The organism is Dehalococcoidia bacterium (genome assembly GCA_025054935.1).
In the GTDB taxonomy this organism is placed as follows: Bacteria; Chloroflexota; Dehalococcoidia; order SpSt-223; family SpSt-223; genus JANWZD01.
Genome location: JANWZD010000012.1, coordinates 1 through 13704, shown reverse-complemented (window position 1 = coordinate 13704; position 13704 = coordinate 1). Strand labels below are relative to the sequence as shown.

Below are 13704 nucleotides of genomic sequence, written 5' to 3'. Positions count from 1 at the left end.
GGCGCAGTGGAGATGGTCGGCCGCCGGCGCCAGCTGGTCACGCTCGCGGTCCTGACCGGCATCTTCCTCGCTGCCACGGAGGCGACGATCGTCGCGACAGCCATGCCGACGATTGTCGGCCGACTTGGCGGGGTGGACCTGTACGCCTGGGTGTTCACCGCCTACTTCCTCACCTCATCGACCACCGTTCCTGTCTTCGGCAAGCTCGCCGACCTCTCCGGCCGCCGCCGGACGTATCTCCTCGGGGTCGGGCTGTTTGTCGTGGGATCGCTCCTCTGCGGGCTGTCCGGCTCGATGGAGCAGCTGATCGCAGCGCGAGTGCTCCAAGGGGTCGGCGCCGGAGCGATCCAGCCGCTCGCTTTCACCATCGTCGGCGACCTCTACGCCCTCGAGGAGCGCGCCCGCATTCAGGGGCTGTTCAGCGCCGTGTGGGGGCTCGCGAGCGTCATCGCGCCGGTGCTGGGCGCGCTGATCGTTGAACAGCTTGCTTGGCAATGGATCTTCCTCCTCAATGTCCCGGTCGGCCTCGTTTCGGCAGCGCTTGTCGGCTTCTCTCTCGTCGAGCCGCCACTCGCGCGGAACGGCGCCCCCATCGATTGGGCAGGCGCGGGGACCCTCATCGCGACGGTGACGGTCTTCCAATTTGCGCTCATCGAACTGCGCAACCGCGGCCCGCTCTCGCCGACGACCCTCGGCCTGACGGCGCTGTTCCTCGCGCTGCTGGCAGCGTTTGTCGCCATCGAACGCCGCGCTGCCGCGCCGGTCCTGCCCTTTGCGCTCTTCCAGCATCCGATCATCCGCGCCTCGACACTCGGCGCCCTCGCGCTCGGCGCCGTAGTGTTCAGCGCGCCGACCTTCATTCCCGTGCTTGTGCAGGGAGCGCGGGGCGGCACGGTCATCGACGCGGGCATCGCTCTCATTCCTCTGTCGATCGGCTGGACCATCGGCGCGGTGATCGCCGGGCGGATCATCCTGACCCTCGGCTACCGATGGGCGGCAACAGTTGGCACGATCGTCGTCACGGGCAGCGCGCTGGGGGTCGCTTCCTGGCCTCTGGCGGCGCCGTGGCTGCTGCTGACATTGCTCACGCTGCTCGGCATCGGCGCCGGGTTCGGCTTCACTGCCTTCACGGTCTCGGTGCAGAACGCCGTCGATTGGTCGCGCCGCGGCGTTGCCACATCGACGGTCCAGTTCGCGCGCATGCTCGGCGGAACGGTCGGCGTGGCGATGCTGGGCGCGCTGTTCAGCGCCGCGCTGGCAACGCGCCTCGACGGGGTCGACGCCGCCATCGCAAACCAACTGCTCGATGCCCGCCAGCGCGCTGCCCTCCCGCCGGACCTGGTCGCCGCGTCGGCAGCAGCCATTGGCGCGGCGCTCGGGCCCGTGCTCTGGCTGACCGGAGCGTTCGCGGCAGTCGCCGTCGCGCCCGCGCTTCTGATGCCGCGCGGCAGCGCGCGCCGCCATGTCGTGCCCAATCTCCGGCAAGAAGAGCCGGCAGTCCCGGAGCGTGCCGCGATCCCCTAAGCTATTTGCTGACCATGCGCCCGCTCGTCGCGCTCCTGTTCATCGCCGCGCTTGCCGGCTGTCACCCGCTGGGCGCCGCGCCGGCATGGGTGCGCGATGACGCCGGCCTTCCGCGCTACGCGATGGCGACTGGCCTTGCGGTGGGGCCGGATGAGACCGTCTATGTCGCCCTGTACCGCGAGGAGGGGGTCGCCGTCCGTCGCGCGGGCGACAGCTGGCACACCGCCGCCGACCTGCGCGGCGTGGCGGCTTACGGCGTGGCCGCCGCTCCCCAGCCGGGCACTGCCCTTGCTGCGACTGTCGACGGCGTCTACCGCACAGAAGATGGCGGCCGGCAGTGGCGGAGAACCTCATCCCGGTCTCCTATCTACGCCGTGCATTTCGATCCTGACGGCACCGCTTGGGCGGGCGGCGAGGGGGAAGTGCTGCGCTCGCCGGACGGCGGCCAGAGCTGGTCTGTCGTCGCCCGCTTCGATCCCCTCGTCACTGTGCTCAGCCTCGCCCGCGGACGCGCCGGTCTCGTCATCGCCACGGCCGGCAGCGGCATCCATCTGCTGCACGATGGACGGCTGCAGCATGTGTCGCCGCTGCCGCAGGTGGTCTCTTCAGTCGCTGCGGACAGTGCCGGCCGTCTCGCCGCGCGCAGCGAGGGCCGCCTCTGGATCAGCGCCACTGGGGAGGTGTGGGAGCCCGGGCCTCCGCTGCCGCGCCCGGTCGTGGCAGTCGGCGCTGGAGCGGGCGCGCTCCTTGCGGCGACGGAGGGAGCAGGGGTCTTCCAATCTCGCGACGGCGGCACAACTTGGACACCGGTCGGAGGAGCGCTCAGCGCAACGGTCTACGCCGCAGCGGGCAGAACGCGGGTCTGGGCGGTGACCGCGCACGGCGTGCTTGCGGCCGGGGCCGACGGCTGGGAGCGAAGCGGGGAGGGCGTTGGCCGGCCTTTGGTCCGCGGCCTGGCCGCAGACGGAGGAACGCTGCTCGCGGCAACGAGCGACGGCGTCTACCGCCGCGAGGCCGAGGGCTGGCGGCCGCTCAGCGGCGACCTGCGCGAGACCTTCACACTGTTTGTGCTGCCAGCGGGCGATACGCTCTTCGCCGGCACCTTCGAGCGCGGCATCCTTCGCTCGGTCACCGGCGGCCGCACGTGGGAACCGGTGACCGAGGCCGAGTACCGCCGGGCGATCATCCCCGCTATCGCCGCCGGCGGCGACACCCTGATCGCCCGGGTCGAGTATGACCGGACGCTGCAAAGCCGCGACCGCGGCGCGACATGGGCACTCGCCGACGCCGGGCTGGCCGGCCGAACCGTCTTCGCTGTTGCGAGCGATGGCCGCGCCTTCTGGGCGGGCACCGATGAGGGCGTCTATCGGCTCGACGACACTGTCTGGCGGGCACTCCCGCCGCTCTCCGGCACGGTGAGCGCCCTCCTCCCCACCACTGAGGGCTTGGTCGCTGGAACATCGGATGGGCTGTGGCGGTGGGATGGCAGCGCGTGGCGGCGGAGCGGATTGGACGAGCGCCATGTCGTCGCGCTGCTTGCCGGCGCGGATGGCCGGGTCGAGATCGCCGCAACAAGCAGCGACGGCGTCTTTCAGCGCGTCGGCCTCGGCTGGCGCGCGCTCGGCCTTGCCGGCGAGCGGATCAACGCTGTTGCTCGGGACCCGCGCGATGGCGCGCTCGTTGTCGCGACGGACAGCGGGGTCTGGCGAACGCGATGATCGTCCGGCTGGCGCTCGTGATGCTCCTGCTCGCGCTGGTGATCGGCGGCGTGGCAATCGCCCGCCCCCCGGCCGAGTCCCTGCGCTACGCCGTGCACACGGTGCGCATTCACGACCGGCCGATGCGCCTCGTGGCCGAGGCCGGCTTTGGTTGGGTCGTTCAACTGCTCGCCTGGCGCGAGGTCGAGCCGTCGCCCGGCGAGTTCTACTGGGAGTATCCCGACGCCATTCTCCGCGCCGCCGACTATTACGGGGTGCGGGTCGTCCTGCGGCTCGACCACCAGCCGGCTTGGGCACGGCCCGGGCGGACAAACGGACCGCCGCGCGACCCCACGCTCTACCCCGCATTTGTCTCGCGGGTCGCCGAGCGCTACCGCGGGCGCGTCGCCGGCTACATCATCTGGAACGAGCCGAACCTCGCCCACGAATGGGGCGGCGACCCCCCCGACCCTGAAGCCTACGCCCGGCTGCTCGGCGACGCGGCAGCAGCAGTACGCGCCGCCGACCCGAACGCCCTCGTCATTGCCGCCGGGCTCGCGCCAACCAACGAGATGAGCGCCCGGGCGATGGACGACCGCGTGTTCCTGCGCCGCCAGCTTGCCGCCCCCGGCGGACGCGATTTCGACGTTCTGGCCGCGCACGCCTACGGCTTCGGCCTGCCGCCGGATGCCCCCGCCGAGGCCAACGGCGGTCTGAACATTCGGCGCATCGAACAGCAGCGCGCGATCCTAGTCGAAGCCGGCCTTGCCGACCGGCCGATCTGGATCACGGAGCTCGGCTGGACTGTCGACCCGACCTCACCCGTTGGCGGGCCGGCAGTGAGCGAGGAGCAGCGCGGCCGCTACCTCGTGGAAGCCTTCGCCCTCGCCGCGCGCGAATGGCCGTGGGTCGGGATGGTAACCGTCTGGAGCCTCGGCGCCGACGAGCCGGATGATGACAATCAGGCGGGCTTTCGGCTCGCCGAGCCGGGCTACGAGGCGACAAAACCGAGCTGGGACGCCTTGCGCACGATGCCCAAGGGCGCGCCGCCCCGCCCGGTCCGTCAGCCGTCATGCCCGATCCCGCTGCGCCTCCTCCCGGCAAGCTGTCTGCTTTTCGGCCTTCACCGCCGCCCGATCGAGATCCTCGCCGCCGACGTGCCGGTCCACCTCGGCGACCAACCAGACCTCGCCGCGCCCTGGCGGCCCCTCCACGGGTTCGGCCGGCTGGCGCTCAGTTGGCGCGGCGAGTTTTATGTCGATAACCCCGCCGGGCAGTGGGAGCTGACGCTCCAAGCACTCCAGCCGAACGACCGCGGCAACCGCATCCTGATCAATGGCCAGCTGCTCGACCCTCCCTACTGGCCCGGCCGCGACTGGGACTATGCGTCCTACTGGACGCGGCTCCGCTTCCGCGTTCCGGAGGGGGTGCTCCGCTCGGGGCTGAACATCCTTGAGATCCGCGTCGGACAGTGGCTGCCGGCGTTCCAAGTTGCGGCTAACCGCTGGGAGGATGTCCAAGTGCGCGACATCCGTCTCGTGCCTGTAGGGTGGTAGGGTCGGCTGTGCCTTGCTCCGCAGGGAGACGGCCGTCGCTTCCCGCATCAAACCGCTCGTTCCTGAGAGCACGCGGCGCGACCGGGACGGTACAATTGAGCGCGTAGTTCGGCGAACTGCGCGCGACGCCGGCTGAGGCACGACCGACTCGAACCAGCTCGCCCGGAGAGCGGGCGCACGGGGGACAGAGGATGGCGAGTGGACTCGGCGCCCTCACCACAGTGTGGGGACTTCTTCGCGACAGCAGTTTCGCGGAGATTGACGAGCAGATCGCTCGTCCCGCTCGGATCGCAGTGGTGGGCGCCTCGCCAGCCGAACGCCAAGCGATTATCGAGGCGCTCAGCCACGGGGGAGAGGTCGGCATCGTCGGCCATGACGTCGACTCCCCGGCGCTCGAGATACAGCTAGAGCGCGTTGGGGAGATCGTCCGCGTGCGCCTTGTCACCCCCAACGACCGGGCTGCCGACATCGTCGACCTCTCGTCTCTCGATCCGGCGGCGATCGTCACGGTTCTCGGCCCAGCACTGTTCGACCGGCTGCCGCTTGAGGCCGCCGGGCTTGGCCGGCGGCTGCCTGCGCTCCGCGATCTCGCCGCCGCTTACCAGATCCGCGAATATGCACTTCTCAACGCGCAGATCGCCGCCATCAGCAACATCCCGGACGTTGTGCCCGTGCTCGGCCCCTTCATCGCAGGCGTCGCCGAGATGCTGATCCTGACGAAGAACCAGATCATGATGGTGTACAAGCTGGGCGCGACCTACGGTCGACCGCTCGGCGACAAGAAAGCGATCCTCGCCGAAACTGTGACGATCCTCGGCGCAGCCTATGTCTGGCGGCTGCTGGCGCGGCAGCTTGTCGGCGTTGCGCCATTCGGGCTCGGCATTGTTCCGAAAGTCGCGATTGCCTACATCGGTACGTATGTCGAAGGCAGAACGGCGCAATACTACTTTCTCACCGGTGCGCCGCCCCCGCAGGAGCTCGTTAGCCGCTTTCTTGCAGAGGCAAAGGGAGCGGCGCAGCGGGTGCTGCTAAGGAGGACGCGGCGCGGCGCCTCGGAGCAAACAGCGATCGTTACCTCCGCCCCCTTCGACCGCTAGCTTCTCTCCCCGCGAGCGGAGTTGACGGCGTATTGCGCCCCTCCCTACACTCTCGGCACAGAGCGGTGAACGAGAGGAGCGGCGGCTTCTCCTTCCTCTAGAGCGGGGGCGAGCAGCGCAACGCCGGCCGGAGGATGCCGCCGAAGGTCGCTCGGGAGTTGCAGGTCGAGGGGTGGCGCGCCCAACGCCGACCGAGTTCACCTCTCCGCGTGCGCGAGAGGGCTGACGCGGGGGTCAGCCGAACCCGAGGTGATACCATGAGGCAGCCCCTCGTCTTCGGACGGGGGGTTTTCTCGTGGAGGAGGAAACGATGACCGAGACGGAGCGCGCCTTGCCGATGGACAAAGCGTACGATCCGCGCGCCGTCGAGGACCGGATCTATCAGTTTTGGCTTGAGGGCGGCTGGTTTACGCCGAAGATCGAGCCGGGCCGACCGATCTTCTCCATGATCATGCCGCCGCCGAACGTCACCGGCGAACTCCATCTCGGCCATGCCCTCACCGCCACCATCGAGGACACCCTTACTCGGTGGCACCGGATGCTCGGCGATGTCACCTTGTGGCTGCCGGGCACTGACCACGCCGCAATCTACGCCCAGATCGTCGTCGAACGGGAGCTCGCCAAAGAGGGAGTGACCCGGCAGGAGCTCGGCCGCGAGAAGTTCCTCGAGAAGATGTGGGAGTGGATGGAGAAGTACGGCACGATCATCTCTCTCCAACACCGCAAGCTGGGCGCCTCCTGCGACTGGACGCGCGAGCGCTTTACCCTCGACCCCATCTCCACCCGCGCTGTCCGCCAAACCTTCTACAACCTCTACCACAAGGGGCTGATCTATCGCGGCGAGCGCATCATCAACTGGAGCCCCAAAGCGCAGACTGCCCTCTCCGACCTTGAAGTCGAGTTTGAAGAGGTCGACGGGCATCTCTGGTATGTCCGCTACCCCATTGAGGGAGAGCCGGAGACCTTCATCACGGTGGCGACCACCCGGCCCGAGACGATCCTCGGCGACACCGGCGTGGCAGTTCACCCCGACGACCCGCGCTACCGCCACCTGATCGGCAAGCACGCCATTCTCCCGATTATCGGCCGCCGGCTGCCCATCGTGGCCGACGAGGCGGTTGACCCCGAGTTCGGCACGGGGGCCGTGAAGGTGACCCCCGCCCACGATGCGACCGACTTCGAGATCGGCCTCCGTCACAACCTCCCCCGCGTCTTGGTGATGAACCTCGACGCGACGATGAATGAGAATGCCGGACCGTACGCCGGGCTCGACCGCTATGAATGCCGCGCCCGCTTGGTCGAAGACCTTGCCGCCCAAGGACTGCTCGTCAAGACCGAGCCGTATCGCCATGCTGTCGGCCACTCCGAGCGCACGGGCGAGCCGATCGAACCGATCGTCTCCCTCCAGTGGTGGATGTCGATGAAGCCGCTCGCAGAGCCGGCACTCGCCGCTGTCCGCAACGGAGAGATCACGATCGTTCCCGAGCGCTTCACAAAGGACTACATCCGCTGGCTGGAGAACATCCGCGACTGGTGCATCTCGCGCCAGATCTGGTGGGGGTTCCGCATTCCGGTCTGGTACTGCCAAGCGTGCGGCGCGACGATCGTGCCGCTCACCGACCCCGACCGCTGTCCGGAGTGCGGCTCGGCCGACCTCGAGCAAGACCCAGACTCGCTCGATACCTGGTTCTCATCGGCGCTCTGGCCCCACTCCACGCTCGGCTGGCCGGAGGAGACGGAGGACTTCCGCACCTTCTACCCAACCACGGTGATGGAAACCGGCTACGACATCCTCTTCTTCTGGGTCATCCGGATGGTGATGCTCGGGATCGAGAACACGGGGAAGGTGCCTTTCCGTTACGTCTACCTGCACGGTCTTGTCCGCGACGAGCTCGGCCGCAAGATGTCGAAATCGCTCGGCAACGTGGTCAACCCGCTCACCCTAATGGAGACCTACGGCACCGACGCCTTGCGCTTCGCGCTTGCCACCGGCTCCAGCCCCGGCAACGATATGCGCCTGACGACCACCCGCCTTGAAGCGGGACGCAACTTCGTCAATAAGGTGTGGAACGCCTCGCGCTTTGTCATCTCGCTGCAGGATGGGGAAGACCGCGCTGACGCGCCGCTGAAGCTGGCTGACCGTTGGATCTTGAGCCGAACGCAGCGCGTCGTCGCCGATGTCAACCGCCTGCTTGGCGACTTCAACCTCGGGGAAGCAGGCCGCATCGCGGAAACCTTCTTCTGGGAGGAATTCTGCGACTGGTATCTTGAGGTCGCGAAGGTGGATGCCCGCGAGGCGAAGGAGCGCGGGATCCAGAGCGCGGCGCCCGAGGTCGCGTGGCAGGTGCTCGATACGATGCTGCGCCTGCTCCACCCCTTCATCCCGTTCGTGACAGAAGAGATCTGGCGGCACCTCGCGACTGCCCCCCGCCCAACCGGCGAATTCCGGAGCGAGGCGCTCATCATCGCGCCCTATCCCAAGCCGGACGAGACCCTGATCGACCCCGATGCAGAGCGAAGTTGGACGACTGTCATGGAGGCGATCCGCGCCGTGCGCAACGTCCGGACTGAGGAGAAAGTGGAAGCGAAGCGCTGGATCCCGGCTACGTTCGTCGCCGGCAACCACGCCGGGATGTATGCGGCCCAAGCGTCCGCAATCCGTCAGCTCGCTCGCATCGACCCGCTCACCATCGTCGAAACGCTCGCCGAGCCGCCCAAGGATGCCATCGCGCTGATCCTCGACGGCGCCGAAGTCTACCTTCCGCGAGAAGGGCTCGTTGACGTTGAAGAGGAAAAGGCGCGGCTTCGCGACGAACGTGCCCGCACTGAGGATGAGGTTGCCCGCGTCCGCGCCCGGCTCGCCAACGAGCAGTTTATTACCAAAGCGCCGGCCGCAGTCGTCGCGAAGGAGCGCGAGAAGCTCGCTGCGGCCGAAGCTCGCCTCGCCAAGATCATCGAGCGCCTCGCCGCGCTCGGGTGAGTGCCAGCGCGCGGGCACAGCATTCGCGTTCTCCTGGGAGCGCAGGCAGACGTCCCATGCTCAGCGGGCAGTCTGCGCCCTCGCGCTGCTTGCGCGTCGGCAGGCGCGAGGTGTAGAGTCCTGCCGGCCTCCGTGGCTTCTGCGGCAGTCTCTCAGTTCGTTACTGCTCGTTTGGAACGGGACCAGCCGCCCGCGCCTGCCAGTCAGCGGTTGAGCGCCGGCCGACGCTGCCAAGCGCGGCGCAGAGGGAACGCTTATGGACGATAGACCAGACCGACCGCCGCGCCGACGTCCGACTGACCGCGGGGAGCGCGCGCTGCGCGCCTGACCGCCGCCTTCTGCTGCCCCCTCCCCCGGTCAGTCCGGGGGATTTTTCTTGCCGCCATAAACGCGGCGGATGGGGGTGCACGATGATCGAGACGCGACTTCCTCAACCTCCCCTCAGCAGCCAGCAGGGTGCACCGAAGCGGTTCTCGCCCTGGTCCGACGGAGCGGTGCTCCTCGGCCTGGCGGCCGTCACGGTCGGCATCGTCGAACTTGCCGCCCGCTGGGCTGCCCCCATGACCCCGACTGTCGAAATCGACCTCTCGCCCTGGGCATTGCCCGGCTACGCCGCGCTCTCGACAGCGCGGATGGCGCTGGCGTATCTCCTTTCGCTCAGCTTCAGCCTCGTCTACGCCCGCATCGTGGTGACAAGCCGGCTGGCCGAACGGGTGCTCATTCCCATTCTCGACATCCTGCAGAGCATCCCGATCCTTTCGTTTCTGCCGGGTGTCGTGCTGGCCTTGGTCGCGCTCCTGCCAGGGAGCAACGTCGGGCTGGAACTCGCTGCCATCGTCCTGATCTTCACCAGCCAAGCGTGGAACATGACGTTCGGGTTCTATCACTCGCTGATCACCATCCCCTCCGAACTGCGTGAGGTTGCGGCCATCCATCGCCTCAACGGCTGGCAGCGGTTTACTCGATTGGAGCTGCCGTTCGGCGCGATCCCGTTGGTCTGGAACTCGATGATGAGCTGGGCGGGCGGCTGGTTCTTCCTCATGGCAGCCGAACAGTTCACCCTCGGCGAGCAGAGCTTTCAGCTGCCCGGCCTCGGGGCCTACCTGCGCACCGCGGCCGACGAGGGGGACATCGCCGCTCTCTTCCTCGGCCTAGCGACGCTGGTGGCTGTGATCGTGCTCCTCGACCAGCTGGTGTGGCGGCCGGTGATCGCCTGGGCCGACCGCTTCAAGGTGGAACAGACGGAAGCCGCGCTCGCCCCCACGTCCGCCGTGCTCACGGCGCTCCGCCGCTCTGCAGTGCTCGACTGGCTTGGGCGGCGCTTTCTCCAGCCGCTCGCGCGTCTTCTCGACACCCTCGGCGGGCGGCTGTTTCCGGCGCCATCGCGCAGCAGCTCCCCCTCGCCATCGCGGCCGGGCACCCGCTTTCTCATCTTGGCGGGCGGCGCGCTCGCTGGAGCCGGGGTCGCTGCCTTCGGCATCTGGGGCATTGTCGGCGCGGCACGGCTGCTCGCAGCGCTGTCGCCCGGCGATTGGCTCGCGATCGGCGTCGCCACCGGCGCAACCTTTCTTCGGGTGGCCGCCGCCCTCCTCATCGGCGCGGCGTGGACGATCCCGGTCGGGGTCGCGATCGGCCTCAACCCGCGGCTGGCGCAGCGGGCGCAGCCGATCGTGCAGGTCGTCGCTTCCATCCCGGCAACTGCGCTCTTTCCTGCGCTGCTGCTCCTTTTGCTGACGCTGCCCGGGGGACTGAATGTAGCCGCTGTGGGCCTGATGCTGCTCGGCACGCAGTGGTACGTCCTCTTCAATGTGATTGCGGGCGCGATGGCCATTCCCAACGATCTGCGCGAAGCCGCTGCCCTCTACCGGCTGACCGGCTGGCGGCGCTGGCGCTATCTCATTCTGCCCGGAATTTTCCCCTCGTTCCTGACAGGCGTGATCACGGCGACCGGCGGCGCCTGGAACGCGAGCATCGTCGCCGAATTTGTCACCTTCGGCCAAGAGACGATCCAGACAGTCGGCTTGGGCGCCACTATCGCGCAAAGCGCGGCGGCGGGCGACTTCTCAACCTTGCTGGCAAGCACGCTGACAATGTCTGCCGTGGTGGTGCTGATCAATCGGCTCCTCTGGCGGCGGCTTGCGGCTCTCAGCGAGCGGCGCTTCCGGCTTGACTGAGGCGCCAAGCGCACGGCGTAAATTCAGGAGGTGTTGCGATGGCTCAGTTCTTTCTCTCCCCGGCCGCGCCGGCAGAGCAGGAGACCCTGCTTGTCGCGAGCGAGATTGTGAAGTACTACGACGGCGGCGGGAACAGCCGGGAGCGCGTGCTCGTGCTCGACCGCGTCAGCCTCGAGCTTCGTCCAGGCGAGATCGTCGCCCTGCTCGGCCCCTCCGGGTCCGGGAAATCGACGCTGCTGCGGATCCTCGCCGGCCTTGTCCCCCCCTCAGCAGGCGAGGTGAGGGTCCATGGCCGTCCGCTGCAGGGGCCGAACCCCTCGGTCGCTATGGTCTTCCAGACGTTCGCCCTCTATCCCTGGCTGACCGTCCTGCAGAACGTCGAATTGGGGCTGTTGTCGAAGGGCGTGCCCCCCGAGGTGCGCCGGGCCAAAGCGCTCGAGATGATCGACCTCATCGGGCTCGACGGCTTCGAAGCCGCCTATCCGCGCGAACTGTCCGGCGGCATGAAGCAGCGGGTCGGCTTCGCGCGCGCGCTCGTCGTCGAACCAGAAATTCTGCTGATGGACGAGCCGTTCTCGGCGCTCGACGTGCTTGTCGCGGAGAACCTGCGTCGAGAACTGTTCGACTTGTGGCTGTCGCGCCGCATTCCGACCCGGGCGATCCTCCTCGTGACGCATAACATCGAAGAGGCGGTGCGGCTCGCCGACCGGCTCCTCGTCTTCAGCGCCAATCCCGGCCGCATCCGGGCTGAACTGCCAGGGCTTCCTGTCACAGAGCGGCGCTTCCAAAGCCCTGCCTCCTCCCAGCTGGTCGACACGATTTACCGGATCATGACGAACCCGCGCGAAGATGTCGCGAAGCTGCTGCCCGGCGCGCGGCCGGTCCAAGAGGCTGCGCCGCTGCCGACGTATCAGATGCTGCCGCATGTCGCCATCGGCGAGATCTCGGGGCTCATCGAGCAGCTCCACGCCTTGGGCGGCTGGCGCGGCCTTGATGATCTGGCGCGGGATCTCCAGCTGGAAGTCGACGAACTGCTGCCCATCGTCGAAGCGGCCGACCTGCTCGATTTTGCGGAGGTTGAGGAAGGAGATGTCCGCCTAACGGCAGAAGGAGAGCGCTTCGCTGCGGCAAGCATTCTTGAGAAGAAAGAGATCTTCCGCCGGCAGGCCCTCGTTCGAGTGGAGCTGATCCGCCGAATCGCCGAGGAGCTCCGCGCTGCGCCGAAAGGACGGCTAAGCGACCACCGGCTGATTGCCGAACTGGAGGAAGCGTTCAGTCCGGGCGAAGCGCGGCGGCAACTTGATACCGCGATCGATTGGGCGCGTTATGCCGAGGTGTTCGGCTATGACGATGAAAAGGGCGAGTTCTTTCTCGACGATCCGCAGCCTTCTCCGCCGCCACGGTAGGGTCCCCACCCCACTCGCGACCGCTGCCCGTTCGCGTTCAGGCGACGCGCGCCACCGGCGCGGGAGCAGGCGGCGCGAGGGTGAGCGAGCGCGGCGCCACAACGTAGAGGAAGAAGATCAGCCGCTCGCGGTCGGCGGGATGGAGCGCAATGAACCGGACGCCGACCTTGATATTGCCGTCTGGCTGGGGCGCGACATAGCGCACCTCCCCGCGCGCCCCAATCAGCCCGGAGGGCAGTTCGATGACGACGCTCACCGCTTTGCCAAGCGTGACCGGCTCGCCAAAGCAGACGCCCACCCCCGTCGGCGACAGATCAACCGCCTTCCCCTTGACGAGACGGCCAGCGACATCAGTCAGCCCGATGGTCACTTGGACAGGGAAACGATACGTCGCGCGTGCGTGGAGCCGCTGCAGCACTGCGCGAATGCCGAGCGCCAAGATCCCCGCGTTCGCCACCGCCCAGCCCACCATCGCGAGAATGATGTCCGGACGGCTGTAGGTCGTCGTGATCCCCCAGATCAGATTGACGAGCGCGAGCACAACGCTCAGCCCGATGACGACAAGGAGCGCGATCTGCGGCTGGAGCAGGACGCGCTCCATCTGCGAAACCGACGTATCAACACGCTTGGGAGTTACTCGGAAGGTCAGCCGGCGCGGCCAGACGAGCACTGTCGTCGCCCACAGAAAGACAAACATTTTCAGCAGGTTGTACTGCTCGACGAGCAAGAAGCGGAACTGTCCCCGCCCCAGGGCGACATTTGCGAGCAAAGTCAGTCCGAAGTAGGGGACCCAATTGAGAAGATATGCAGTGGCCGGAACATCGAGAGGCAACAGGCCAGTCGTGAGAACGATCGACGGAGCGAGGAGGTAAACCAACTTCTGGTAGGAGTCGAAATACGTCATCATCGAGGCGAAATAGTTCAGCCGTTGGGCGAGCGTCAGACCAGGCCGAATGAGCGGATTGTCAGGGCTCCGGAGCAGCTGCATCGTCCCCTGCGCCCAGCGGAGCCGCTGCACCGCAAACGCGTGAAACGTCTGCGGCGCAATGCCGTAGGCGAGTGTCTCGTTGTGATAGACCGTCTTCCAGCCGCGAGCGTGCATCCGGACTGAGGTATGGATATCCTCGGTGATGGTCTCGGTCGCTACCCCCCCAACATCCTCCAGCGCCGCTCGCCGCACCACCGACGGGCTCCCACACCAGAACGCCGCATTCCACCGGTTCTTCCCCGGCTGGATCAGCCGATAGAACAGCGCCTGCTCATGCCAGGC

At 67.6% G+C, this 13704-nt stretch carries 8 protein-coding genes; 7 read left to right on the top strand and 1 reads right to left on the bottom strand.

Features of this window, described 5'->3' with window-relative positions; all coding sequences use genetic code 11:
- The first annotated feature begins 12 nt into the window (after positions 1-12).
- From NZ773_12450 to NZ773_12420, 7 genes are all read left to right on the top strand, one after another.
- Entirely contained in the window at positions 13-1524 is a 1512-nt protein-coding gene (locus NZ773_12450) for an MFS transporter (protein ID MCS6802735.1), read from the top strand.
- 5 nt (positions 1525-1529) lie between these two features.
- A complete protein-coding gene (locus NZ773_12445; GenBank protein ID MCS6802734.1) occupies positions 1530-3242 on the top strand; it encodes a hypothetical protein in 1713 nt (570 codons plus the stop codon).
- On the top strand, positions 3239-4777 hold the full coding sequence (locus NZ773_12440) for a cellulase family glycosylhydrolase (GenBank protein MCS6802733.1): 1539 nt from the start codon (positions 3239-3241) through the stop codon (positions 4775-4777). The genes NZ773_12445 and NZ773_12440 overlap by 4 nt, the downstream gene beginning before the upstream one ends.
- A 191-nt stretch (positions 4778-4968) precedes the next feature.
- Positions 4969-5874: a hypothetical protein gene (locus tag NZ773_12435; GenBank protein MCS6802732.1), complete on the top strand. Its 906-nt coding sequence runs from the start codon at positions 4969-4971 to the stop codon at positions 5872-5874.
- 310 nt (positions 5875-6184) lie between these two features.
- Positions 6185-8854: a valine--tRNA ligase gene (locus tag NZ773_12430; GenBank protein ID MCS6802731.1), complete on the top strand. Its 2670-nt coding sequence runs from the start codon at positions 6185-6187 to the stop codon at positions 8852-8854.
- A gap of 410 nt (positions 8855-9264) precedes the next feature.
- The gene (locus NZ773_12425; GenBank protein MCS6802730.1) at positions 9265-11028 is read left to right on the top strand and encodes an ABC transporter permease subunit; all 1764 of its coding nucleotides are present in this window, start codon (positions 9265-9267) and stop codon (positions 11026-11028) included.
- A gap of 38 nt (positions 11029-11066) precedes the next feature.
- Positions 11067-12434, top strand: coding sequence for a nitrate/sulfonate/bicarbonate ABC transporter ATP-binding protein (locus NZ773_12420; protein MCS6802729.1), 1368 nt, complete (start codon positions 11067-11069; stop codon positions 12432-12434).
- 37 nt (positions 12435-12471) lie between these two features.
- Here the strand turns inward: NZ773_12420 and NZ773_12415 are convergent.
- On the bottom strand, positions 12472-13704 hold a 1233-nt coding region (locus NZ773_12415), incomplete at its 5' end, for a PilZ domain-containing protein (GenBank protein MCS6802728.1).

What these genes read in the sequence shown, in the direction of transcription:
- NZ773_12450 (MCS6802735.1), top strand. Translation starts at nt 13, where the DNA reads ATGGTCGGCCGCCGGCGCCAGCTGGTCACGCTCGCGGTCCTGACCGGC.
- NZ773_12440 (MCS6802733.1), top strand. Translation starts at nt 3,239, where the DNA reads ATGATCGTCCGGCTGGCGCTCGTGATGCTCCTGCTCGCGCTGGTGATC.
- NZ773_12435 (MCS6802732.1), top strand. Translation starts at nt 4,969, where the DNA reads ATGGCGAGTGGACTCGGCGCCCTCACCACAGTGTGGGGACTTCTTCGC.
- NZ773_12430 (MCS6802731.1), top strand. Translation starts at nt 6,185, where the DNA reads ATGACCGAGACGGAGCGCGCCTTGCCGATGGACAAAGCGTACGATCCG.
- NZ773_12425 (MCS6802730.1), top strand. Translation starts at nt 9,265, where the DNA reads ATGATCGAGACGCGACTTCCTCAACCTCCCCTCAGCAGCCAGCAGGGT.
- NZ773_12420 (MCS6802729.1), top strand. Translation starts at nt 11,067, where the DNA reads ATGGCTCAGTTCTTTCTCTCCCCGGCCGCGCCGGCAGAGCAGGAGACC.